The sequence below is a fragment of the Psychroflexus gondwanensis ACAM 44 genome (assembly GCF_000355905.1).
In the GTDB taxonomy this organism is placed as follows: domain Bacteria; phylum Bacteroidota; class Bacteroidia; order Flavobacteriales; family Flavobacteriaceae; genus Psychroflexus; species Psychroflexus gondwanensis.
The window spans coordinates 164,168-190,254 of the sequence record NZ_APLF01000003.1 but is presented as its reverse complement, the minus strand read 5'-3'; the positions used below and the strand labels follow the sequence as shown (position 1 = coordinate 190,254).

Here is a 26,087-nt window from a genome sequence, read left to right as displayed (position 1 = left end):
CTATGATTTATAAATACAGAGTCGTATTAGATACCTTAGACGACGTAATTAGGGACATTGAAATAAGAGATGATTCGACCCTTGAAGATTTACATAATTCTATCTCACAAGCTTTTGGATTTGACGGTACAGAAATGTCTTCGTTTTACAAAAGCGATGAAGACTGGAATCAAGGAGAAGAATATTTGCTTTTTGACATGAGTGATGGTCAAAACGACATCAAAATGATGAATGAGACCAGCCTAGATTCTGTCTTTTCTAGAGAAAATACAAAGATGATTTACGTCTACGACTTTTTTAGCTTGTGGACCTTTTATGTAGAACTAGCAGATATAGAAGAGCCTATGGACGGTCAGGATTATCCCAATTTAATGTTTGCTCAAGGACAACTCCCAGATTCTCCCCCAGACAAACAGTTTGAAGCTGAGAAATTGGATGAATACGAGGAGGAAAAAAACGACGATATCGAATTTGAAAATCTTGATGATTTTGATTTTGATGAAAATTGGAATTAAAGACTATTTTTAACTAGAATACCAAAAGAAAATCAACATAATTTATGATCAATTTATTTAGTGCCCAAATTGAAAGTATGTCTATACATCGAGTGGGCAATAAGAGTAGAAATGAATCCCTATTTATTTCTGAAGAAGCTCACGAACTTTCTGACGAATTGAAACCTCTCATTAAAGAATACTTTTTAAAATCCTTTAGGGATAAAGAAGAAAATTACTATCACTTTATTCATGATACAGACTTAGAATTTCATCAACTTAATGGGTTAGTCACCGATATTTTTAATAATCCTTCGGAAAGTCATGACATCTCTAAGAAAATAACCCGTTTATTATTTGAAGAATCAAAGCATCAACACATCAAAGGCGGCGAAGTCTATGTTGTTTACTTCGAAAACATGCTCATCGACAATGAGAAAGTCTCGGCCGTTGGGATTTTTAAATCTGAATTAAAACATGATTTTCTTCAATTTGAAGAGAAACAAAATAATTTAGATGCTATTCTTCAACAAGGAGTTTATTTAAACAAACTCGATAAAGGCGCTATCATTTTTAATACTGAAAAAGACAATGGTTATAAAATACTATCTGTCGATTCCAACAAATACGATACAAAATACTGGTTAGAACAATTCTTGCAGGTCGACTTTTTCGAAGATGAAAATTTCTACACTAAAAAATACTTGAAGTTCTGTGAAAATTTTGCAAAGGATGTGGTTCTTCCGGCTGAAGATAAGCAACAAGAGGTTCTATTTATGAATAAGGCAATGAATCATTTTGCTTCCAATGATAATTTCAATGAACAAAATTTTCTTAGTGACGTTCTTGAAAACCCAGCTTTAGAACCTGAATTTCAAAATTATAAAACTGAGAAAGCACCAAAATATAAAGTTGAAGATTTATCTGACTTTCCTATATCCAATACAGCAGTAACCGCAGCTCGTAAGAAGATTAAAAGTGTCATCAATTTGGATACGAATATTCAGATAAAAATGGACTTTGTTAATGGTGACAGCGCACAAAAATTCATAGAAAAAGGTTGGGATGAGGATAGACAGATGTTCTACTATCTAGTGTATTTCAACAAAGAAGAAAAGAGTTAACTAGAAAAATATTAAGTATTTATGGATCAAAATCCTTTATTACAAACATTCGACTACCCCCCATTTTCTAAAATAGAAAACTCACATTTCAAACCTGCTTTCGAAGAGAGTTTAAAAGAAGCTAGAACTGAAATAAATACTATAGTTGACAATACGGAAACACCAACTTTTTCAAATACGATTGAAGCCTTGGAGTTTTCAGGTCAAAAGCTAGGTAGGATTTCCAGTATTTTTTTTAATTTAAATTCTGCTGAAACAAATACGGAGCTACAAAAACTTGCTCAAGAGATTTCTCCTCTTCTAAGTGAATTCAGTAATGATCTATTATTGAATGCGGACCTGTTCAAAAAAATAAAATCAGTCTTTAAAGATAAGTCTAGCCAAAATTATACTCAAGAACAAAGTATGCTTCTTGAAAAGATCTATAAAAATTTCACCAGAAATGGAGCAAATCTGAATACAGATGATCAGAAACGCCTAAGAGAAATTGATATGGAGTTATCTAGGACTTCATTAAGCTTTGGTGAAAATGTTTTAGCTGAAACTAATAATTTTGAATTACTGGTTAAAGACAAAAGTGAGCTCAATGGAATTCCCGATGATATAAAAGAATCTGCAAAAGCCTTAGCCGAAGAAAAACAAAAGGAAGGCTATATTTTTACATTAGATTTTCCAACATTTATTCCTGTCATGAAATTTGCAGAAAACAGGGAACTTAGAAAAAAATTACTTCTTGGATTTGGATCTAAAGGTTTTAAGGATAATGAATATAATAACGAAGAAAACGTTCTCAAAATAGTTAAACTAAGACTAGAAAGAGCAAACCTTCTCGGTTATAAATCTCATGCTGATTTTGTACTTCAAGAACGTATGGCTAAAACGGTGGATACCGTCCAAACCTTTTTAGATAATATTCTAGATAAAGCAATGCCCTCCGCTGAAAAAGAATTGGAGGAGCTTAAAGCTTTTGCATTAGAAATTGATGGTATTAAGGATCTTAGAAAATGGGATAAAGCCTATTATACCGAGAAACTCAAACAAAAGAAGTTTGATTTAGATGAAGAAATTCTTAAACCTTATTTTAAATTAGATAGAGTTATAGAAGGGATGTTTAAAGTGGCATCGAAATTATACCATCTCACTTTTAAACAAGTAAATGACTTAGATACTTATCACGAAGATGTTATTACTTATAAAGTGTACAATGAAGAAAATAAATATTTAGCAACCTTATATGCCGATTTTCACCCTAGAGCAGGAAAGAGAGACGGTGCTTGGATGACAACTTATAAAGATCAGTACAAGTTTAATAAAAAGGAAGAAAGACCTCAGGTTTCTATTGTCTGTAATTTCACAAAACCCACTAAAACTAAACCCTCTTTACTAACGTTTAATGAAGTGACAACCCTTTTTCATGAGTTTGGACATGCATTGCATGCTATGAACGCGAATACTACTTACCCTTCATTATCTGGAGCTTCTGTCTATTGGGATTTTGTAGAGCTGCCTAGTCAATTGATGGAAAATTGGTGTTACGAGAGTGAAGCTCTAAAACTGTTTGCGAGACATTACCAGACTAATGAAATTCTTCCCAAAAAATATATTGAAAAAATAAAGGAATCCTCTAATTTCATGGAAGGATTACAGACGACAAGACAAGTGAGTTTTGGCAAATTAGATTTGTCATGGCATGCTTTGGACAGTATTAATTCCATTGAAAGTGTAAAAAACACTGAAAATTCGGCTTTTAAAAATATTGAGTTATTACCAGATATAGAAAGTACGTGTATGAGTACGGCCTTTGGGCATATTTTTCAAGGAGGTTATAGCTCTGGCTATTATTCCTACAAATGGGCTGAAGTATTGGATGCGGATGCTTTCGAGTATTTTAAAGAAGAAGGAATATTTAATGATGAAGTTGCAAAAAAATTCAAGGAAAATATTCTTCAGCTCGGAGGAACCATTGAACCAATGGCATTGTATAAACAATTCAGAGGTAAAAAACCAAATCCTGATGCCTTATTAAAAAGAGCAGGGCTCATTAAAAGTTAGAGACGATAAATTATTATAGAGAGTAATAAATAACCCCCAAGCAATTAAATTTGCTTAGGGGTTATTTTTTTGTTTCAAACATATACAAACAAAAAAAACCCTTCATTACGTTAAGTAAAGAAGGGTTTAGTATAAGAAGGCGGCGACCTACTCTTCCACAGTATGTAGTACCATCGGCGCTAACGGGCTTAACTGCTCTGTTCGGAATGGGAAGAGGTGAGCCCCGTTGCTATAACCACCTTAAGCTATTAAAGGTAATTGAGTAGTTCTCAATTATCTTTATAAGTAAAGTTCCAGCTGTTGCGGGAATTCTAATATCGTGACATAGTTAAAGATATATAACAAGACGTAAAGTCAAGGGTAATAATAAAGTAATAATCGTCTCATAGATAAGCTCTTCGGATAATTAGTATCACTTGGCTATGACATTACTGCCTTTACACCTGTGACCTATCAACCCCATCGTCTTTGGGGATCCTTTAAAGAAATCTCATCTTGTGGTGGGTTTCGCGCTTATATGCTTTCAGCGCTTATCCCTTCCAAACGTAGCTACCCAGCAATGCTCCTGGCGGAACAACTGGTACACCAGAGGTTTGTCCAACTCGGTCCTCTCGTACTAGAGTCAGATCCACGCAAATTTCTAACGCCCACTGTAGATAGAGACCGAACTGTCTCACGACGTTCTGAACCCAGCTCGCGTGCCACTTTAATGGGCGAACAGCCCAACCCTTGGGACCTTCTCCAGCCCCAGGATGTGACGAGCCGACATCGAGGTGCCAAACCCCCCCGTCGATGTGAGCTCTTGGGGGAGATCAGCCTGTTATCCCCGGAGTACCTTTTATCCTTTGAGCGATAGCCCTTCCATGCGGAACTACCGGATCACTATGCTCTACTTTCGTACCTGATCGACTTGTAGGTCTCTCAGTCAAGCTCCCTTATGCCATTGCACTCTACGCACGGTTACCAAGCGTGCTGAGGGAACCTTTAGAAGCCTCCGTTACTCTTTTGGAGGCGACCACCCCAGTCAAACTACCCACCAAGTAATGTCCCCCAACAAAAGTTGGGGTTAGGCTTCAAACAAGTAAAGGGTGGTATTTCAACAATGACTCCACTGCCCCTAGCGAGGCCGCTTCAATGTCTCCCACCTATCCTACACATCACTTATCCAAAGTCAATACTAAGCTATAGTAAAGGTTCACGGGGTCTTTTCGTCCCACAGCGGGTAATCGGCATCTTCACCGATACTACAATTTCACCGAGGTCATGGCTGAGACAGTGTCCAGATCGTTGCACCATTCGTGCAGGTCGGAACTTACCCGACAAGGAATTTCGCTACCTTAGGACCGTTATAGTTACGGCCGCCGTTTACTGGGGCTTCAATTCAATGCTTCTCCGAAGATAACATCTCCTCTTAACCTTCCAGCACCGGGCAGGTGTCAGGCCCTATACTGCATCTCTCGATTTAGCAGAGCCCTGTGTTTTTGATAAACAGTCGCCTGGACCTCTTCACTGCGGCCCCCACTCAAAAGTGGGGGCGACCCTTCTCCCGAAGTTACGGGCCCATTTTGCCTAGTTCCTTAGCCATGAATCTCTCGAGCACCTTAGATTTCTCATCCCAACTACCTGTGTCGGTTTACGGTACGGGCTGCTTTAATTGATTTTCTTGGAAGAACGGCCTCTAGATTATCACCGCCACCGTAGCTTTGGTGTACTATCTCTACCTTACAGTAGATTCAACGTGCAATTCCGTCTGCACGCACTAGATTTCCTTCTCCGTCTCGTTTAATTTAAAGCAGGTAGCAGAATATTAACTGCTTGTCCATCGACTACCCCTTTCGGGTTCGCCTTAGGCCCCGACTAACCCTCAGCTGATTAGCATAGCTGAGGAATCCTTGGTCTTTCGGTGTGCGGGTTTCTCGCCCGCATTATCGTTACTTATGCCTACATTTTCTTTTCTAAACGCTCCAGCATACCTTACAGTACACCTTCTGCGCTGTTTAGAATGCTCCCCTACCTCTTACAAAATTAATTGTAAAAGCATAGCTTCGGTAATATACTTATGCCCGATTATTATCCATGCCTGACCGCTCGACTAGTGAGCTGTTACGCACTCTTTAAATGAATGGCTGCTTCCAAGCCAACATCCTAGCTGTCTAAGCAGTCTGACCGCGTTTGTTCAACTTAGTATATATTTTGGGACCTTAGCTGATGCTCTGGGTTCTTTCCCTCTCGGACATGGACCTTAGCACCCATGCCCTCACTGATTAAAAACATTTTATAGCATTCGGAGTTTGTCAGGAATTGGTAGGCGGTGAAGCCCCCGCATCCAATCAGTAGCTCTACCTCTATAAAACTATTTAATCGCTGCACCTAAATGCATTTCGGGGAGTACGAGCTATTTCCGAGTTTGATTGGCCTTTCACCCCTACCCTCAGGTCATCCCAAGACTTTTCAACGTCAACGGGTTCGGTCCTCCACTATGTGTTACCACAGCTTCAACCTGCCCAAGGGTAGATCACACGGTTTCGCGTCTACCACAGCTAACTTAATCGCCCTATTCAGACTCGCTTTCGCTACGGATCCATAACTGAATTATTTATCCTTGCTAACGGTGGTAACTCGTAGGCTCATTATGCAAAAGGCACGCCGTCACCCCGATAGTTATCGGGGCTCCGACCGCTTGTAAGCGTATGGTTTCAGGGTCTATTTCACTCCTTTATTCAAGGTTCTTTTCACCTTTCCCTCACGGTACTGGTTCACTATCGGTCTCTCAGTAGTATTTAGCCTTACCGGATGGTCCCGGCTGATTCATGCAAGGTTTCTCGTGCCCCGCACTACTCAGGATACTACTACATCATTAATATCTTACCCCTACAGGCCTGTCACCTTCTATGGGAACTCTTTCCAAAGTATTCGGGTTCATTATTAATCACGATATTGTAGTCCTACAACCCCAGTACTGCCGTAACAGTACTGGTTTGGGCTGTTTCACGTTCGCTCGCCGCTACTAGCAAAATCACTATTGTTTTCTCTTCCTCCGGCTAATTAGATGTTTCAGTTCACCGGGTTCGCTTTCCTTGCGGAATACTATACCTTCAGTATAGTGGGTTGCCCCATTCGGATATCTGCGGATCAATTCATATGTGCTAATCCCCGCAGCTTTTCGCAGCTTGTCACGTCCTTCGTCGCCTCTGAGAGCCTAGGCATCCCCCATACGCCCTTAATAAGCTTATCTATTCGATAATTATTTATTTATTTTACTCTAAAGTACTCCTACTCCTTAATTAAAAGAAGTAAAAATTCTCTTACTCTCGTATTCTTATATATCTTCAATATGTCAATGAACGTTTACCTCTAAAACACTTACCCTTAAAGTAAGTCCTTAGAAATCGTTATAATATCTAAAACCAATTAGATATTACTTGTTTTATATTATAAGGTAATGTCTGTTGTCTTCATAGCTAATTCCTGTTTTTGCAATTTACCAATACGACTAAAAAGTAGTCTCAGGCAGGCTTCCTTCGATACGTTTTTTCTTTAAAAAAACTACTCAGGATAAACTTCTCGTCTTCCTTCGACTTAAGTAGTCTCAGGCAGACTCGAACTGCCGACCTCTACATTATCAGTGTAGCGCTCTAACCAGCTGAGCTATGAGACTGTAGACCTTATAATATTATTAAATTGACAACTAGAAACATCAAAACCTACTTTACTACTAAAGTCTTTTGATTCCCTTTAAAAAAACGTCTATTACATCTTATCAGATGCAATACTCTAAAAAAGGAGGTATTCCAGCCGCACCTTCCGGTACGGCTACCTTGTTACGACTTAGCCCCAGTTACTAGTTTTACCCTAGGCGGCTCCTTGCGGCGACCGACTTCAGGTACCCCCAGCTTCCATGGCTTGACGGGCGGTGTGTACAAGGCCCGGGAACGTATTCACCGCATCATGGCTGATATGCGATTACTAGCGATTCCAGCTTCACGCAGTCGAGTTGCAGACTGCGATCCGAACTGTGATAGGGTTTGTAGATTCGCTCCTGGTCACCCAGTGGCTGCTCTCTGTCCCTACCATTGTAGCACGTGTGTAGCCCAGGACGTAAGGGCCGTGATGATTTGACGTCATCCCCACCTTCCTCACAGTTTACACTGGCAGTATGTCTAGAGTCCCCATCACTACATGCTGGTAACTAAACAAAGGGGTTGCGCTCGTTATAGGACTTAACCTGACACCTCACGGCACGAGCTGACGACAACCATGCAGCACCTTGCAATTTGTCCGAAGAAAAAGATGTTTCCACCCCTGTCAAACTGCATTTAAGCCCTGGTAAGGTTCCTCGCGTATCATCGAATTAAACCACATGCTCCACCGCTTGTGCGGGCCCCCGTCAATTCCTTTGAGTTTCATTCTTGCGAACGTACTCCCCAGGTGGGTTACTTATCACTTTCGCTTAGCCACTCAGACCGCAATTAGTCCGAACAGCTAGTAACCATCGTTTACGGCGTAGACTACCAGGGTATCTAATCCTGTTCGCTACCTACGCTTTCGTCCATCAGCGTCAGTGAATTGTTAGTGATCTGCCTTCGCAATCGGTATTCTGAGTAATATCTATGCATTTCACCGCTACACTACTCATTCTAACCACTTCACAAGCACTCAAGAACAACAGTATCAATGGCAATTTTACGGTTGAGCCGCAAACTTTCACCACTGACTGATTGTCCCGCCTACGGACCCTTTAAACCCAATGATTCCGGATAACGCTTGGACCCTCCGTATTACCGCGGCTGCTGGCACGGAGTTAGCCGGTCCTTATTCTTACGGTACCGTCAACAGTTCACACGTGAACCTTTTTCTTCCCGTATAAAAGCAGTTTACAACCCATAGGGCAGTCTTCCTGCACGCGGCATGGCTGGATCAGGATTGCTCCCATTGTCCAATATTCCTCACTGCTGCCTCCCGTAGGAGTCTGGTCCGTGTCTCAGTACCAGTGTGGGGGATCTCCCTCTCAGGACCCCTACCTATCGTTGCCATGGTAAGCCGTTACCTTACCATCAAGCTAATAGGACGCATACTCATCTATTACCGTAACCTTTAATTATCAATTGATGCCAATCGATAATACCATAAAATATTAATCCAAATTTCTCTGGGCTATCTCTTAGTAATAGGTAGATTGTATACGCGTTACGCACCCGTGCGCCGGTCGTCATCTGATGCAAGCACCAATGTTACCCCTCGACTTGCATGTGTTAGGCCTGCCGCTAGCGTTCATCCTGAGCCAGGATCAAACTCTTCATCGTTAAATCTTATATATCTTAACGCTTTTCTCAAATTCGACTCTTACATCTTATTCTCAGGAATCAACTCTAATCTTAAAGTATAATCTTAATGTTTCTAATTCTACAAATAATCTCTTATTTGTGCTGTCAATTCAATATGTCAATGAACTTAGCCCATCTGTCCTGAAGGACATCTTCCCAAAGGAAAGAAATGGAATTTATCTTGTCGTTTAAACCGTATCAAAGGCCTTAAACTCGTGTGCTTCTCTAAGCGAATGCAAAACTAATACTTATTTTTAATCTAACAAGTGGTTTTACGAAAAAAATTAAATCTTATTTTAATGAACGTCCATAACCAAAATAAAGGGGAACAAAACTAAAACTTATATCCCAATCTCACAAGTACTACAACTCAATTTAATAACTCTCCATCCCTCCCTGTGTGACCCTCTCAATACCTCAATTAGCGGGGTGCAAAACTACAACCTTTTTTCCCTTCTAACCAAATAAATAAAGCAGTTTCTTTAAAGAAAAAATTATAAAAAGAGTAAGGGGCTGAGAATTGAACTGTTAGCGAAAAATAAAATTTCAAAATGTGAAAAAACACCTAAATAAATCAAAGACTCTTGTAAAACTCAATAATAATTATACTTTGCTGACATGAATTGGGATTTAATTTTAATGGGAGTTATGTATAGTTTTGCAGGAACTATGCATTTTATAAAGCCAAAAGTTTATTTAAAAGTCATGCCTAAGTTTTTTAAAGCAAGAACCTTTCTTGTCTATCTTTCAGGGGCCTTTGAAATCTTATTGGGCATTGGATTATTTTTTGAATATACAAGAAGTTTGGCGGCTATAGGTATCATTTTAATACTGGTAGTCTTTTTAAGCGTTCATTTTAATATGCTTAGAGGTGAAAAATATGCCATGAAAGTCCCAAAATGGATATTAATAGTTAGAATTCCACTTCAATTTATATTAATTTGGTGGGCATACTTATACATATAATCATGGATAAAGAATTTACAGAAAGAGAACTAGATAGAATTATTGAAATGGCTTGGGAGGACAGAACTCCATTTGAGGCTATCGAGTTTCAGTTTGGAGTAACTGAGGCTGACGTCATTAAGATTATGCAAAAGGAAATGAAGCCTTCAAGCTTTAGAATGTGGAGAAAAAGAGTTCAAGGAAGATCTACAAAACATAGAAAGCTTAGTAAAGATTCTATGAAAAAGTTTAAATCTTCAAGACAAAAGCAAATTACTCACAACAAAATCTCGAAGCGTTAAGCATAGATATCATTCAGTATCACTGCTAATCTTATTCCCGCTTTATTAATCTGCATCTTGAGTACATCAAACCATTGGTACATATATCTATAGCTTAGATTTTCGTTTGCTGATGCAGAATTGTAAACTTCTCGTGTCAATTCCCTATTTTCTTCAACCCAATCTAACAAAGTTCCAGATTTAATAGTTTTTACTACTGCCCTATCCAGTTTAGGTAAATTAGCCGCTAATTCGCTGTAGCTCATATTATAACTTTCAATCATTTGAGTATCCCAAACCCTATGCATATTACTAGGTTGGTTAAACCATTTTACTTTAAAATCATTTGCTCCCCGATCTTCTTTAAGGCCAAAATGCAATGGTTGGTGCATATCGCCGACTAAATGAATAAGCATCTTCAAATAAAATTGCTCCTCTTTTGGACTTAGAGTGTCTCCCTTAAGTTTCTCTATACACTCTTGAATTCCAAAAACGATATCTCCTTCTGGATTCTTTTCAGCTTCGGCATACGTTTTATCGAAAGGAATATTAGCGTAGTGCCAAGGTTTATACTTATCGTAGTCATCGTCGCTTTTAATTTCATCGGCGTAGGTCGAAGCATCTGCAAGGGACTGTCCGTTTAAAATTCGATCAATTTTATCTTTAACTTTAGATTTAAGGTACTGTTCTGCGGTTTCTCCAACAGATCGGTGACCATTTTGTCCCCAATCATTAGAAGCTAATACCGATTGTGATAAAATTAATAAAACAAGTATAATTTTCATTTTCCTTTTTTTTTCAAATATATATGTAATAGTTTTAAGTGAGTATTAAATTTTCAGATAAATCTTTTACTAAAGCTGATACATAATTAATAGGTAAATATTAGAGATTTACATTCTAAACTCTTTAATTTGGGCAGTAATAAATTCAACCTAAAAGACGATGATAAAACTTATATGTAGCGACATAGATGGGACCTTGTTGAATACTGAACGAGAGGTTTCCAACAAAACAAAGGTTGAATTTCATAACATAAAGCATAAGCTACCTATCATTCTTATTTCCTCTAGAATGCCCGCCGCGATGAGGCATTTACAAAAAGACCTGGGCATTGAGAACTTGCCTTTAGTCGCCTATAATGGTGGATTAATATTGGTTGATAATGAAGTAAGACAAAGCTCAACTCTATCTTTTGAGCTGGTTGAAAAAATCATCGAACTAAATAAAGACAACTTACATTTAAGTTTATACCAAGAAGATAAATGGTATGCGCCTAGGCAAGACCAATGGACAAATAGGGAAATCAATAATACTAAAGTCAATCCTGAAATCAAGAACAATAAAGAAGTTCTCGATCTCTGGGAACCCAAACAGGCTGGTGCTCATAAAATCATGTGTATGGGAGACCCTTCGTTGGTGAATGATTTCTACACTTTGTTATCCGGTAAATTTTCTAACGACTTACACCTCTACCGATCCAAGGACACCTATATAGAAATAGCTCCTAAACAAATCTCAAAACGCTCTGCTATTGAATATTTGATTTCCTCTGAATACAAATTTGAATTCTCTCAAGTCATGAGTTTCGGCGATAATTACAATGATATTGAGATGCTAAAGGCTTCTGGGCTCGGCCTTGCTGTTGGAAATGCTAAGGAAGAAGTTAAAGCAGTCGCCAATAAGATCATTGGGGATGCTAAAAAGGATGGAGTTGCAGAATTTTTATCTCATTATTTTAAAACGCAATAAAGTCGTACAGTTGTTAATAATTTTTACTTTTACCCCTTAAAATTTTAAGATGGATAAAACACCACTATTTACTAACGACGCTGTTGTTCTTGGAGTACTCATGCTCTGCATCGGTTTTATATTCTACAGTTCAAATTTAAAAAGTGGATTTTGGAGTAAGTTTTATAAAGTGGTTCCAGCATTGTTGATGTGCTATCTTCTTCCAGCCATTTTTAATTCTTTAGGAATTATAAGTGATTCGTCATCTAATTTATATTTCGTAGCCAGCCGTTATTTTCTTCCAGCTTCCTTGGTATTAATGACCTTGAGCATTGACTTAAAAGCCATCAAAAATCTAGGATATAAAGCATTGATTATGTTTCTTACCGGTACGGTAGGGATTGTTATAGGAGGGCCAATTGCCATTTTATTGATTTCCCTGTTTTCTCCAGAAACCGTTGGAGGGGCTGGTCCAGACGCAGTTTGGAGAGGTTTGTCTACTCTTGCAGGAAGCTGGATTGGAGGTGGAGCTAACCAAGCAGCAATGCTCGAAATTTTTAAATATAATCCTGCAAAGTACGGAGGTATGGTTTTGGTTGATATTGTTGTCGCAAATCTGTGGCTTGCTATCATACTCTTAGGAATAGGAAAGTCTGATAAAATCGATAAATGGCTCAATGCTGATAATAGCGCCATTGAGGACTTAAAAAAGAAAGTGTCTTCTTACACAAAAAGCGTCTCTAGAAAACCTGAGCTTAAGGATTATATGATAATGCTGGGCATTGCATTTACCGCTGTAGGTTTCTCACATTGGGCTTCTGAATATATCTCTGAGTTTCTAATATCTAATTTTGAAATATTTAATGACAAAACATCTGCCCTAGCTTCTTTTACCTCAACATTTTTTTGGATGATTACCATTGCCACCGCTTTTGGAGTTGGCTTATCATTTACAAAAGCTAAATCTTACGAAGGTGCTGGCGCTAGTAAACTCGGTAGTGTCTTTATCTATTTCTTAGTCGCAACTATTGGTATGAAAATGGACTTAACTACCGTTTTTGAAAATCCAGGGCTTATTTTGATAGGTATTGTGTGGATGTCTATTCATGCAGGCTTACTCATCTTAGTGGCCAAACTCATTAAAGCGCCCTACTTTTTCTTAGCCGTTGGGAGTCAAGCTAATGTTGGGGGTGCAGCATCTGCTCCCATAGTCGCCTCTGCATTTCATCCTTCGTTAACCAGTGTTGGGGTTCTTCTCGCTGTATTTGGGTATGTTGTAGGAACTTACGCAGCTATAGGCTGTACGATCTTAATGGAAATTTCATCTAATCTTTAAATATAAATACCAATGAAACATTTTTTACCAATTTTACTCTTCGTCTTTTTAATAAGCTCTTGTGAGAATAAAAAAAGCAATTTGATAATTACTGGCCAAATAGCTGGTCTAAAAAAAGGAACCCTCTACTTGCAGAAATTTGGAGATACTAGTCTAGTCAATGTAGATTCTGTGCAAGTTGAAGGCTCGTCAGATTTTAGTTTCAATACTTATATCGATGAACCACAAATTATGTTTATTGAGCTGGACAGAAATGATGGAGATGACTACGCTGATCTCATCAATTTTTTTGCTGAGCCAGGAGAATTGAAATTAACGACTTCTTTGAAAAATTATGGGATTGATTTAAAAATCACATCTAATTTTGAGAATCAGAAAAAGCTGGAAGAATATAATGAAGTGATTAAACAGTTCAACAACCAAAGGCTAGACCTTATAGAAGCTAACTTTGAGGCCAGCAAGTCTCAAAATGAAGAAAAACTAGACAGTTTGAACAAAAGATTCAATTCTATACTGAAGAGAAAATATTTATACACCGTCAATTTTGCGCTAAATAATAAAAACTTGGAAGTTTCTCCTTATGTTTTACTATCAGAGGCTTTTGATGCTAACATAAAATATTTGGATACCGTCTACAATGCTTTAGAGAAACCTATAAGAAAGTCACTTTATGGTAAAAGACTCAACGAGTTAATTAAGGAAAGGAAGAAAAATGATGAAGAAAGTGTAGAAACTGAAGTTATTGAAGAAGTCTCTAAAGAGTAATTCAATAACCTCAGTAATAAAAACAATTAAAGGTTGTTGAGTCTTTCTATAAACTCATCAGCCTTTTTATTTATATTTTCTTTGACAGATTTCAAATGCTTAGCTCTATCGTCAGAATCTCTTTTGTTGATTTGTTCAATAATAGTATCAAATTCTGAAATAATATCGTCAACAAGCTCTTCCGTTTTGATACTAGAATCTTTAGAGTCTGCTTCTTGATTGATAAGTGCTCCGTCGATGATTTCACCAAAGCGATTGTTTAAGTCTTTTTTAAGTTGCTTTTTACTAGCCATTTTTATAAAAATTTAATTTCGGCAAAAGTAAACTAATTTTAATATTAAATACTGATTTCTAAAAGTTTGGTTCCTGAAGATTTAAGTTCGATGGTTTTAATGCAGGCGGGAAGTAGAATCGTCTCCATTGGAGATAACATAAATGAGTTCTCATTGTGAATAAGCTCAGCGGTTTGAGTCCCTACATTTAAATAGATAACAAAAGAATCTACTGAAGAATAATCTAAAAATATTCGTCGATTAATTTCTAAAAAATTGGTTTTGAAATAAGGTGAATCCACAAGAGAAACCTTAGAATTGAATATAGAATCGTACTCAATTTTATAATCTGAATTAACTTGAAAATCAATAGCCTCTAGAGCTAGCTCTGTATGTAATTCTCTGGAATGGCCTTCTTTATCCACTCTGAGCCAATCATAGAGCCTGTAGGTAACATCTGAGGTTTGTTGAATCTCAGCCAATGTAACTCCTGCTCCTATAGCATGAACTAAACCAGGTTTTATAAAAAAAACCTCTCCTTCCTCAACTTTTATCTTATTCAAAACATCTTCTAATTCCCCTTTAGACAGGCTTTCTTTGTACCTATCAAATGTAATAGGTTCTTTAAAACCGACAATGAGCTCAGCATTTGGCTCAGCTTCTGTGATATACCACATTTCTGTTTTCCCGAAACTATTATGTCGCTTTTTAGCTAATGTATCACTTGGATGAAGTTGAACCGATAAGTTGTCTTGAGCTTCTATGAATTTTATAAGAATAGGGAACTCGCTATTGAATTTTTCAAAAACAGCTTTGCCTACCAATTCAGTTTTGAATTCAGAAATTAATTGACTTAAAGTCTGACCCGCTAATACTCCGTTTTGAACAATTGATATAGCACCGTTAATACCGCTTATTTCCCAACTTTCACCAATCCTTTTTTGAGAAAAATCAACTTTAGATTTGGACTTTAATTTATCACCTCCCCAAATTTTCTCTTTTAGAATTGGTTTAAATTTAAGTGGGTAAAGCATCAATTCATTTTTTTAATGGCCTTAAGCGCTTTTTTCATGTGCTGGGAAGCATCGAGACTATTGAATTTAAAAATCAATTTTCCTTGAGCGTCAATTACAAAGGTTTCCCGCCCTGGCACCAAGCCTAATAAGCTTTTTTTGATTCCAAACTTCTTTCTTACTCTTCCGTTGGCGTCTGATAACAAAATAAAAGGGAGGTTATATTTCGCTGAAAATTTGGCGTGAGATTTTTCAGAATCATTACTAATCCCTATCACCTCTGCTCCTATTTCTTTAAAATCTTCGTAACTATCTCTAAAACTACACGCCTCCTTAGTGCATCCAGGAGTAAAATCCTTTGGGTAAAAATAAATAACTACCGGTTTCTTTCCAATGATATCATCGGAGTTGAAAATATTACTGTTCTGGTCATTCAGCTCAAAACTAGGTATAGAATCTCCTTTTTCAATAGACATATTATTCTCCTTTATAGGTTACAAAATTTCTTGGGGTTTCGTATAAGGTCACTTCAAGGTCATGGTTTTTATCCAATTTAGCCTTTAGTTTGTTCCAAATTACTACTGAAATATTTTCGGCTGTCGGGTTCAAGTCTTTAAACTCTGGGACTTGTTCATTCAAGTTCTTATGATCGAAGGCATCTTCTACTTCAGCTTTTATCATATCCTTAAGCACTTTGATGTCAATAACATATCCTGTTTCAGGATCAATATCACCTGTTACCGAGGCTATCAATTCGTAATTATGACCGTGATATTGAGGATTGTTACATTTCCCAAAAACTTCGTTGTTTTTTTCAAAATCCCAATCTTTTCTATAGAGTCTATGCGCTGCATTAAAATGCGCTTTGCGGTGAACTGTTACTTTCATAAGTTTAAATTGATGATTTTACCATTTCACTTTTGTGCTTTTCAAAAATAATTTTGAACCACTCTGTGTATAGGTTTGGATTCTTATTTATATCATTTTCAATGTCGCCTAGACTCATCCATTTCCAATCGTGAACTTCATCTGGATTGGGTTGGGGGTCATTTTCATATTCTCCAACTAAGATGTAATCGAATTCGTGTTCGGTTAAACCGTTTTCGAAAGGAGCTTTGTAAATAAATGAAATGGTTTCTTTGAGCTCTGTAGAAAACCCCATTTCCTCTTGTAAACGCCTTTTTCCAGCTTCGATATTAGATTCCTCTAGCTTTTGATGACTACAACACGTATTGGTCCATAGACCAGGAGTATGGTACTTGGTTAAAGCTCTTTGCTGGAGCATCAATTCGTTTTTGGAATTGTATATAAAAACTGAAAAAGCTCTATGAAGTCTCGCTTTTTCATGAGCTTCAATTTTCTCCATAGTTCCTAGTGGATTGTCTTTTTCATCGACTAGGATGACATAGTTTTCATTGCTGTTTTCCATATCTCAAAAATACAAAATAAGTTGAATTTGAATTCAATAAAGAAAATTCACCTGACCTTAAAGGGATCTATTTATGAATTATTTAGTATTTGATGGGATTCCTAAAATCGAGTTTCTCCTTTTAAGCCAACCACAAAGGCACCATCAATACCTGAATTTCTGAGCTTAATTTTGTAAGCTTCGGCTTTTTTCCTGGTTTGAAAAACAGAAGAAAAATAGCGCTTATAACCATCGCTATAGACGTGACTAAAGACATTCTGAACGTTATCAAATTTAATATTTGAATTTTTGCCAAAAGCTCCTATTTGCACTGTGAATAGCTCTTCAGTTGAATTTTCAAAATCATAAAAATAAGCTGTAGGTGTCTCCTCAACCTTAGGCTGTTGTAATTTCTTGCCTTCAGAAGCTATCAGTTCTTTTTTGATATCTTCTGGGGTATTGTTTTTATTTAAAATAATAAATTCCGATCTGCGGTTTAAAGCATGTTCTGCTTCAGAACAATCAATTCCATTAGAACAAGAATTGACTAGTTGTGTTTCACCGTAACCCCTTCCCGAAATACGTTCGCTCGAAATTCCCGATTTTTCTATGATATAATCTTTGGTTGCTGTCGCTCTTTTATCCGAGAGGATCTTGTTGTAAGAGTCTCCAGCTCTACTATCTGTGTGCGATCTCACATCTATTCGCATTTCAGGGTAAGATTTCATTACCGCAATAATCTTTTGGAGCTCAACTTCAGCATCAGTTCGGATTTGAAATTTATCGATATCGAAATAAATTGGGTCCAATTGAAGTAAATCACTTAAGTCATCCCCTTTATCTGCTTTTGTAACGCCTAACTCGTCTCCCTTATCGACAGAAAAATCCAAGGCATTCTCAGTTCCAAAATCAGAATTAGTTCTTACAAGCTCTTCTAATGTTCCGAACCCATCTTTGGAAACTCTAACCACATATCTCGTGTCACATTCAACTTCAAATTGATAAAATCCTTCAGAATCTGTAGTTGTGGAGTTTAGCAATTTTAAGTTTTCATCAAAAAGTTCAACTTTAGCGTCACTTAAGGCGTCCTCTCCATTGGTCGTAAAAATATTACCGTTCAAGAGCTGAGAGCAAGCTGTCATCAATTTTTCTAATTGGTTGATTTTATAAATGTTATCACTTGATTCACCTTCTCCTCTATTGGAAGCAAAAAAACCTTTTCGAAGTTTCGAATTGATGATAAAGCTAAAATCGTCTTTGTTACTATTGATAGGCCTACCTAAGTTGAAAACTTCTCCCAATTCTCCTTTGTCTTTGATGACTGCAACGAAAACGTCCAAGCCTCCGAGACCCAAATGACCATCTGAAGCAAAGTAAAGTAGACCATCATCGCTCACAAAAGGAAAATTTTCTCTGCCTTCTGTGTTGATGAGATTCCCCAAGTTTTCTGGAGAACTATAGGTATCGTCTTCTAGTAGTTTAACCCTAAAGATGTCGGACATCCCTATAGTTCCTTCCATATCTGAAGAAAAATAGAGTGTTTTATTATCCTTGCTTAAGGCAGGATGGGCTACAGAATAATTATCACTATTAAAAGGGAGTTCCTCCGGCTTAGTCCAAGTGTTCTCTTGATTGAGTTTAGATTTGAAAAGTTTAAGATAACTCACGCCATCTTCACCTCTATTTAGCTTGTTTCCAGAGAAGTTATTTCTTGTAAAATAAACTGTTTTCCCATCTTTAGTAAATACCGCTGAAGATTCATGAAACTTGGAATTTAATTCTTCTGAAAACACAATTGGCTCAGACTCTATGTCTAGAGAATCCGATAAGTCTAAACTGTATAAATTGAGGTAAGGCTGATTGTTCCACTCGTGAATTCTTTTAACTGAAGAAGAAATTGGTCTATTGGAAGCAAACACGAGTTGTTTTCCAAAAAAAGATGGAGAAAATTCTGAGTAATCAGAATTGATAGATACTTTTTCCATCTCGAACCTTCCAGATTGCATATCGATAAGTTCAAGATAATTCCGTTCTTTTTTCAGTTTAGAAACCCGGCTATCTGTTTCGTTTAGAGCATCGAACTCCAGCATGATTTTATCAGATTCTTTATAACGCTTAACGCTTTTTAAAGATTGAGCATATCTGAATAAATACTCTTTAGAGAGATTCTGGTTTAGATCGTATAATTTTTGATACCATTCTAAAGCTTTTTCTTGGTCGTTATTGAAATAGTAAGAATCGCCTAGTTTTTTAAATAAATTTTCGGATTCGTAACCACTTCGCGCTACTTCTAGATAAATTTTTTGAGCATCTATAAAAGCGTAACCTTCAAACATTTTGTCGGCTTCCTTTAACTTATCTATTTGAGAATAACCTAAACTTGTGAAAAGAATTGTTATGATTAGGATTATGTGTCTGTGAGTGAACTTCATGCTTAGAAAAATCTTGGGGTATACATTCTTTTGTATTTTTTAAACAATTCAAATCTCGCAAAAAACTCTAAAGATCCATCGTTATAGCTTGAAAATGTGGATATATCTCGATCATATGCTATTCCCAATAAGATAGAATCTGTAGCTTGAAAACCAACAAGACCGGAAAACGCAGAGTTCAATCGATAAGCAGCACCTATTGTAAATTTATCATTTATTAAAAAATTAGAGGACAATTCTGCCAATAATGGAGAACCACTTACATGTCTTAATAAAATCGAAGGTTTAAATTTTAAAGTAGGCAAAAGATCAAACACAAGACCTGCAGTAAGGTAATAATGCAGACGGTCTCTTACCGTAGCATCTGCGACAGAAATGTCTGAAAATCTATCATTCCTCAACAAAGCAGGAACGCTCAAACCCACAAAATACTGATCGTTATACAACAAAGCTCCTAATCCTACTTGAGGTGATATCTTGTTTTCTAAATTGTTATTAAACTCTGGATCTGTTGGATCGAAGATATTAAGATCGGAGTAATCTACATTCAGTAAATTCACACCAGCATTGATTCCAAAAGATAGTTTTGTATACCTAGACATTTCTAAAACGTAACTGTAGATCGCGTTGATATCGGTTTCTTGAGTAACTCCTATTTGATCATTCACAATATTAAATCCTAATCCCATCTTACCCTCTTTAATAGGAGTATGAGCTGAAAGGGTTTGAGACGTTGGAGCACCATCAAAACCCAACCACTGAGATCTGTGTAAAGCTACAGCACTAAAAGCATCCCTAGACCCAGCGTATGCAGGATTTATACTCAATGTATTATACATATATTGAGTAAAGTTTGGATCTTGTTGTGAATAGCTAGCTTGAGTTGCTAAAACCAGCAGACTAGATACTAACGTTATATTCAGAATTCGACGTATAGCCATAATTCAATCTTAATTTAAATGTAAATATCCGTTTTTCCTTACAGGCTCTCCATTCCTATTGATATAGTTCAGTAAATAAAAATAGGTGCCTGTTGGCAAACGATTATCTTTTTGGATGGTAATATTACCTTCACTAAATCCTGTAAACAATTGACTTTCATTTTGACCATATCCCTCTACATCGAAAACTTTAACCCCTTGTCTATTAAAAATCTGAACTGAATTTTCAGGATAGTTTTCTATGCCTTGGATTCTAAAAAATCTATTCTGAAAAGCGCTCCCTTCAGAAGAAACCGCATTAAAAATGATTATATCTTCTATGAAAAAACCATCACTATCTGAGGTGACAGAAGTTCCAGCGTTTACTAATGTCGTAGTCGGATTCGTTCCTTCGGTTTGAGTCACATTGGTAGGGAAATCTAAATCGGCAACATCTATTTCAGAAATTGTTTGACCAGATAAAACTTCAATAGTCCAATCGCCTTGAAGATCAGTTTCTGTCTCAAATTGGTCACCAACAAAATCAGTAATTAATATAGTTACATTTGGGATCCCTTCCTCTTCCGTTTCTTGAGTTCCATTCCCATTATCATCAAGATAAAGTCTCCCCGTTAAGAATCCTGTGGATTCTTCTAAAAAGAATCCATCAGGTGTTTCAGAACTATTAGTATTTGATCCTATAAAGACGGTCGTTGGATTCGTACCTTGGGTCTGAACTGCTCCTTGAGGAAAATTAGGACTGTTTATATCGATGTTGGAGGTTGTAATTCCTACAACCACTGTGACAGACCATTGACCTTGAGCATTGGTTGATATCGTTTGGGTATTTCCATCAGATTCTACAATTTCTATATCAATATCTACTAAACCGGGTTCATTGGTATCTTGTGTACCATTATTATTTAAATCTTCGTAAACAATACCACTTCTAACACCTGTTTGAAAACTTGTAAAAAATCCATCTGGTTCTTCTTGAAATTCACCTCCAGCGACTATTGTGGTCGTAGTTGGATTATCTCCTTGGGTCTGAACAGCACCTTCAGGAAAATTGGGATCGGTTACATCTATTGTGGAAGTTACATCTCCCTCTGCAACTTGCGTTGACCAGTCTCCATTAGCATTTGTAATCACATTTTGAGTTATATTATTTTCATCTACAATTTGAACAAGAACATTTGGCATATCGGGTTCGCCAGCATCTTGTTCGCTATTGTTGTTATTGTCGAAATATAAATGACCCGATAGAGTTCCTGAAAGGTTGGGATCCTGAACGAAAAATCCGTCAATATCGGATAATGTGTTAGCATTGGCTACTACAAAAGTTAATGAGGGATCTGTCCCTTCAGTTTGGATGGCACCATTAGGGAAATCCGGATCTAAATTATCTATATTAGAAAAGGTGTTTCCTGCTGGAACTTCAATAGACCAGTCACCATTACTATCTGTTTCTATGGTTGAAACTATACCAAAAACATCTATAATTTCTATATCTACCTCTGGCATATCTGGTTCTCCAACGTCTTGAGTACCATTCCCATTATCATCAAAATATAAATGGCCTTGTAAATTACCTACAAGATTTGGGTCTGGTGCAAAAAATCCATCGTCTTCGGAGAAAGTAGTATTGCCAACACTTACAAATGTTGTAGTTGGATCTGTTCCTTCCGTTTGGACAGCTCCTAATGGAAAGTCAGTATCCTGTTGATCTATATCTGAAATAGCATTTCCTGCTGGGACTTCTATAGACCAATTTCCATTTGCGTTGGTAGATATCACCGTAATAGTTCCTAAGACATCGGTAACCTCAACATCGATATTAGGTAAATCTGGCTCTGCAGAATCCTGAATACCGTTTCCATTCGCATCCAAATAAAGGTGACCTGTGAGGGTTCCGGTAAGATTAGGATCTGTTTGAAAAAAACCATCATTATCTGAAAGTGTCGTAAGATTTGCTGAAACAAAAGTTAAAGAAGGATCTGTCCCTTCAGTCTGAATTGCCCCTTGGGGAAAATCTGGATCTAAATTATCTATATTAGAAAAGGTGTTTCCTGCTGGAACTTCAATAGACCAATCTCCATTAACATCAGTTACTAGGGTACTAACATCTCCAAAAACATCTATAATTTCTACATCCACATCGGGCATGTCGGGTTCTCCAACATTCTGTATTCCATCCCCATTATTATCAAAATACAAATGGCCTGTCAAAACCCCTAAAAGATTTGGATCTGTTACAAAGTAACCATCAAGATCTGAAAGTGTTGTTTCGTCAGCGACAACAAATGTTAGTGTTGGATCTGTTCCTTGAGTTTGAGTAGCTCCAGTAGGAAACTCAGGATCTAGATTATCAATATTCGAAAAGGTATTACCTGCTGGAACTTCAATAGACCAATCTCCATTAACATCAGTTACTAGGGTACTAACATCTCCAAAAACATCTATAATTTCTACATCCACATCGGGCATGTCGGGTTCTCCAACATCTTGTACACCATTACCATTATTATCGAAATAGAGGTGACCTTCCAAAAGCCCTACTAAATTAGGATCATTGTTAAAAAAACCATCGTTATCTGATAATATGGTGTCGTCTACTGGAACAAATGTAATTGTAGGATCAGTCCCTTCAGTTTGAACAGCACCTATTGGAAAATCTGGATCGTTTTGAAGAATGTCTGATGTTGTATTTCCTGAAGGAACTAGAATTGACCAATCGCCATTAGCATCTGTGGTTAAGAGAGTCACATCCCCAAATGTATCGGTAATTTGAACATCAATATTAGGCAAATCGGGCTCACCAGCATCCTGAGTTCCGTTCCCATTAGTATCTTGATATAAATGACCCAATACTGTTCCTTCAAGTTCTGGATCTATTTCAAAAAAGCCATCTCTATCAGATAGTACGTCATCACCAGAAATTACCTGAGTTAAGGTAGGATCTGTTCCTTCAGTTTGGACAGCCCCCGCAGGAAAATCAGGATCTAGATTATCTATATTCGAAAACGTATTTCCAGCAGGAACTTCTATTTCCCAGTCTCCATTAACATCGGTTACCAAGGTTGTGACATCGCCAAATACATCAATTATTTCAACGTCCACATCAGGCATATCAGATTCTCCTACATCTTGAGAACCATTACCGTTAACATCAAAGTACAAATGACCTCTTATAACTCCCAAGCCTAAAAATCCATCAAATTCTTGATAGGTTTGGCCATTCACAACAGTTGTAGTGGTAGGGTTGGTTCCATCGGTTTGAGCAGAGCCTATTGGAAAGCCTGGTGCTGCCTCATCAATTAAAGAAACTGAAGCCCCTTCTGGAACTCTTACACTCCAAGCACCACTAGCATCTGTAGTGGTATTGATGATCTCACCTAAAGCAGTGGTGACTTCTACTGGAATGTTTACAATTCCATTCTCGCCTGGGTCTTGACTTCCACTACCATTATTATCAAAATATAAGATACCAGAAAGTATTCCAGATTCAAAAAAACCATCATTTTCTGTAAAAGTAGTTGCTCCGGCAGGTACTGCGTGTGAAGATGGATTAGCGCCTTCCGTTTGGAAAGCTCCAGTGGGGAAATCGGTATCCGACTCATCAACAAGAACATCAATTGGGCCAAATAGGACGGTTGTTAACCAATCCCCTTCAGTATCTGTTGTTAAAATTTGAGAATTCCCATATTGATCTATGACCTCTACATCTACATTTGGCATATCGAGCTCTGAAGTATCTTGAACCCCATTGCCATTAGTATCATAATAAAGATGACCTGTTGCATCCCCTTGAAAGGTATAGCCCTTGGTTTCTGAAATTACTGTATCATCGGCAATTACTAAAACTGTACTAGGATCTGAGCCTTCGGTTTGTAAAAAACCCGGAGGCAAAGTTAAGGCATCAATTATGATGATCGCATTTCCTTCTATTACAGTAGCCGTCCAGATACCATCTGAATTGGTTAAAACAGTTTGACCATTATCGTTGGCATTTACTATAATAACTCTTACACCTTCTAAACCTGGCTCACCAACATCTTGCGTTCCATTGGCATTAAAATCTGCATAAATTAAACCCTCTACAATTCCAGAGGCATTCAACTGAGTCATCAACTCATCAAAAGGATTAGGGATATAAGATTTTTTTTCCTGAGCAGACGCACCAAGATTTAGAAAAAGCATTATAAATAAGAATAGGATGGATGAAGTAGTTATTCTCATGTAAGGATAATTTCAAACAAATATAGTTTAAAGATTTTTAACATTTTAAAAATTTTAAAGCAAACATTATCAATATATGTATCAAAACGATTGACATCGAAAATTAAAAAATTAAATTTGCAATATGAAATTAAATAAGGAAATTAACAGGAGAAGAACTTTTGGTATTGTTTCTCACCCTGATGCTGGTAAGACCACGCTAACGGAAAAGTTACTTCTTTTTGGAGGTGCAATTCAAGAAGCGGGTGCTGTAAAATCGAATAAAATCAAAAAAACAGCCACAAGTGACTTCATGGAAATAGAGCGTCAAAGAGGGATTTCCGTAGCTACTTCTGTTTTAGGTTTTGAATATAAAGGCATTAAAATCAACATTTTAGACACACCTGGTCACAAAGATTTTGCCGAAGATACCTTTAGAACGTTAACTGCTGTAGATAGTGTTATCGTCGTGATTGATGTTGCTAAAGGAGTTGAAGAGCAAACTGAAAAACTGGTAAAAGTTTGCAGAATGCGTAATATTCCTATCATTGTTTTCATCAATAAAATGGACAGAGAAGGTAAAGATGCCTTTGGATTATTGGATGAAATCGAGCAAAAATTAGGCTTACATGTGACTCCTTTAAGTTTCCCTATCGGTATGGGTTATGACTTTAAAGGAATTTATAATATCTGGGAAAAAAATGTCAATTTATTTACCGGAGACCCCAAAAAGGATATTGAAGAAACTGTTGAAGTTAGCGATTTATCTACCGATGAAATTGACCAGCTTATAGGCACAGACTCCTCTGATACCTTAAGAGAAGAGCTTGAACTTGTAGAAGGCGTCTACCCCGATTTTGATATCGAAGCCTACCAAAAGGGCGATTTACAACCTGTATTTTTTGGCTCAGCCTTAAATAATTTTGGAGTTCGGGAATTATTAGATTGTTTCATTAAAATTGCTCCAACACCCCGACCTAAACAAAGTGATATTCGAGAAATTAAGCCAGAGGAGGATAAATTTACTGGATTTGTCTTTAAAATTCATGCCAATATGGATCCTAGACACCGAGATCGTCTAGCCTTTGTAAAAGTTGTTTCCGGAAAATTCGAAAGAAACAAACCCTATCTTCACGTCCGTAGTAATAAAACTCTAAAATTTTCTAGCCCGAATGCTTTTTTTGCTGAACGCAAAGAAATTGTAGACGAAATGTTTCCTGGAGACATCGTGGGGCTTCACGACACAGGAACTTTTAAAATTGGTGACACCTTAACCGAAGGTGAGATTCTTCAGTACAAAGGCATCCCCAACTTTTCGCCTGAGCATTTTAGATATATCAATAATGTCGATCCTATGAAGTCTAAGCAACTTAATAAAGGAATTGAACAGTTGATGGATGAAGGGGTAGCACAGTTGTTTACCTTAGAACTGAACAATAGAAAAATTATAGGTACCGTTGGTGCGCTTCAATATGAGGTGATACAATATAGACTGGAACACGAATACGGCGCCAAGTGCTCTTACGAAAACATCAACGTGCATAAAGCCTGTTGGATTGAACCTAAAGATGAAAAAAGCGAGGAGTTTAAAGAATTTAAACGCGTAAAATCTAAGTTTTTAGCCAAGGATAAAACCGATCAATTGGTGTTTCTAGCAGATTCTGAATTTTCCTTGCAGATGACTCAACAAAAATATCCTAATATCATATTTCATTTCACCTCAGAATTTTAAATAATTTTTTAAGAAATACTAAAAGTATTAGAAGCCGAGA

Annotated in this window: 18 protein-coding genes, 1 tRNA gene and 3 rRNA genes; 9 read left to right on the top strand and 13 right to left on the bottom strand. The window is 37.2% G+C overall.

Features of this window, described 5'->3' with window-relative positions; all coding sequences use genetic code 11:
* Positions 1–2 precede the first annotated feature (2 nt).
* From PGOND44_RS03045 to PGOND44_RS03035, 3 genes are read left to right on the top strand one after another with little or no spacing between them, the layout of a single operon-like run.
* Positions 3–515, top strand: coding sequence for an IS1096 element passenger TnpR family protein (locus PGOND44_RS03045; protein ID WP_003436501.1), 513 nt, complete (start codon positions 3–5; stop codon positions 513–515).
* A gap of 44 nt (positions 516–559) precedes the next feature.
* Positions 560–1,618, top strand: coding sequence for a nucleoid-associated protein (locus PGOND44_RS03040; RefSeq protein ID WP_003436500.1), 1,059 nt, complete (start codon positions 560–562; stop codon positions 1,616–1,618).
* A gap of 21 nt (positions 1,619–1,639) precedes the next feature.
* A complete protein-coding gene (locus tag PGOND44_RS03035) occupies positions 1,640–3,670 on the top strand; it encodes a M3 family metallopeptidase (protein WP_003436499.1) in 2,031 nt (676 codons plus the stop codon).
* A gap of 134 nt (positions 3,671–3,804) precedes the next feature.
* Here PGOND44_RS03035 and rrf read toward each other — a convergent pair.
* The 4 genes from rrf to PGOND44_RS03015 all read right to left on the bottom strand — a co-directional run bounded on the left by rrf (position 3,805) and on the right by PGOND44_RS03015 (position 8,973).
* Positions 3,805–3,913: ribosomal RNA gene (gene rrf, locus PGOND44_RS03030) — 5S ribosomal RNA — on the bottom strand.
* Between the two features lie 143 nt (positions 3,914–4,056).
* A 23S ribosomal RNA gene (locus PGOND44_RS03025) occupies positions 4,057–6,904 on the bottom strand.
* A 350-nt stretch (positions 6,905–7,254) separates the two neighbouring features.
* Positions 7,255–7,328, bottom strand: a tRNA-Ile gene (locus PGOND44_RS03020).
* A gap of 121 nt (positions 7,329–7,449) precedes the next feature.
* Positions 7,450–8,973: ribosomal RNA gene (locus PGOND44_RS03015) — 16S ribosomal RNA — on the bottom strand.
* Together the 16S, 23S and 5S rRNA genes with 1 tRNA gene alongside form the textbook arrangement of a ribosomal RNA operon.
* Before the next feature lie 639 nt (positions 8,974–9,612).
* Here PGOND44_RS03015 and PGOND44_RS03010 point away from each other — a divergent pair.
* Both PGOND44_RS03010 and PGOND44_RS03005 read left to right on the top strand, forming a co-directional pair.
* Positions 9,613–9,960, top strand: coding sequence for a DoxX family protein (locus tag PGOND44_RS03010; RefSeq protein ID WP_003436498.1), 348 nt, complete (start codon positions 9,613–9,615; stop codon positions 9,958–9,960).
* A gap of 2 nt (positions 9,961–9,962) precedes the next feature.
* Positions 9,963–10,241 carry a TIGR03643 family protein gene (locus PGOND44_RS03005; RefSeq protein ID WP_003436497.1) on the top strand — a complete coding sequence of 93 codons (279 nt, stop codon included), beginning with the start codon at positions 9,963–9,965 and terminating at the stop codon, positions 10,239–10,241.
* Here the strand turns inward: PGOND44_RS03005 and PGOND44_RS03000 are convergent.
* A complete protein-coding gene (locus PGOND44_RS03000; RefSeq protein ID WP_003436495.1) occupies positions 10,238–11,005 on the bottom strand; it encodes a S1/P1 nuclease in 768 nt (255 codons plus the stop codon). The genes PGOND44_RS03005 and PGOND44_RS03000 overlap by 4 nt on opposite strands.
* 160 nt (positions 11,006–11,165) lie before the next feature.
* Here PGOND44_RS03000 and PGOND44_RS02995 point away from each other — a divergent pair, with 160 nt between their 5' ends.
* Genes PGOND44_RS02995 through PGOND44_RS02985 form a run of 3 tightly spaced genes read left to right on the top strand, consistent with a single transcriptional unit; the run spans position 11,166 to position 14,052 of the window.
* Entirely contained in the window at positions 11,166–11,972 is an 807-nt protein-coding gene (locus tag PGOND44_RS02995; RefSeq protein WP_003436493.1) for a Cof-type HAD-IIB family hydrolase, read from the top strand.
* 49 nt (positions 11,973–12,021) lie between these two features.
* A complete protein-coding gene (locus tag PGOND44_RS02990; protein ID WP_003436491.1) occupies positions 12,022–13,287 on the top strand; it encodes a DUF819 family protein in 1,266 nt (421 codons plus the stop codon).
* A gap of 12 nt (positions 13,288–13,299) precedes the next feature.
* Positions 13,300–14,052: a DUF4369 domain-containing protein gene (locus tag PGOND44_RS02985; protein ID WP_003436489.1), complete on the top strand. Its 753-nt coding sequence runs from the start codon at positions 13,300–13,302 to the stop codon at positions 14,050–14,052.
* Positions 14,053–14,078: 26 nt separating this feature from the next.
* Here PGOND44_RS02985 and PGOND44_RS02980 read toward each other — a convergent pair whose 3' ends face one another.
* The 8 genes from PGOND44_RS02980 to PGOND44_RS02945 all read right to left on the bottom strand — a co-directional run bounded on the left by PGOND44_RS02980 (position 14,079) and on the right by PGOND44_RS02945 (position 24,336).
* Complete coding sequence (locus tag PGOND44_RS02980) at positions 14,079–14,345, bottom strand: hypothetical protein (RefSeq protein ID WP_003436487.1); 267 nt, start codon at positions 14,343–14,345, stop codon at positions 14,079–14,081.
* Between the two features lie 44 nt (positions 14,346–14,389).
* Positions 14,390–15,358, bottom strand: a complete 969-nt coding sequence (locus PGOND44_RS02975; RefSeq protein WP_003436485.1) for a type I phosphomannose isomerase catalytic subunit — start codon at positions 15,356–15,358, stop codon at positions 14,390–14,392.
* Entirely contained in the window at positions 15,358–15,813 is a 456-nt protein-coding gene (locus PGOND44_RS02970) for a peroxiredoxin (RefSeq protein WP_003436483.1), read from the bottom strand. Before PGOND44_RS02970 ends, PGOND44_RS02975 begins: the two co-directional genes overlap by 1 nt.
* Before the next feature lies 1 nt (position 15,814).
* Complete coding sequence (locus PGOND44_RS02965) at positions 15,815–16,225, bottom strand: 6-pyruvoyl trahydropterin synthase family protein (protein WP_003436481.1); 411 nt, start codon at positions 16,223–16,225, stop codon at positions 15,815–15,817.
* Between the two features lie 4 nt (positions 16,226–16,229).
* Positions 16,230–16,766 carry an isopentenyl-diphosphate Delta-isomerase gene (gene idi, locus PGOND44_RS02960; RefSeq protein ID WP_003436479.1) on the bottom strand — a complete coding sequence of 179 codons (537 nt, stop codon included), beginning with the start codon at positions 16,764–16,766 and terminating at the stop codon, positions 16,230–16,232.
* 101 nt (positions 16,767–16,867) lie between these two features.
* Positions 16,868–19,177: an OmpA family protein gene (locus PGOND44_RS02955; RefSeq protein ID WP_003436477.1), complete on the bottom strand. Its 2,310-nt coding sequence runs from the start codon at positions 19,175–19,177 to the stop codon at positions 16,868–16,870.
* 2 nt (positions 19,178–19,179) lie between these two features.
* Positions 19,180–20,118, bottom strand: coding sequence for a PorP/SprF family type IX secretion system membrane protein (locus PGOND44_RS02950; protein WP_003436475.1), 939 nt, complete (start codon positions 20,116–20,118; stop codon positions 19,180–19,182).
* 9 nt (positions 20,119–20,127) lie between these two features.
* Positions 20,128–24,336 (bottom strand): T9SS type B sorting domain-containing protein, encoded by a 4,209-nt coding sequence (locus PGOND44_RS02945; protein WP_003436474.1) that lies wholly within the window; start codon positions 24,334–24,336, stop codon positions 20,128–20,130.
* Positions 24,337–24,460: 124 nt separating this feature from the next.
* Between PGOND44_RS02945 and PGOND44_RS02940 the strand changes: the two genes are divergently transcribed.
* Complete coding sequence (locus PGOND44_RS02940; protein WP_003436471.1) at positions 24,461–26,047, top strand: peptide chain release factor 3; 1,587 nt, start codon at positions 24,461–24,463, stop codon at positions 26,045–26,047.
* Positions 26,048–26,087 lie beyond the last annotated feature (40 nt).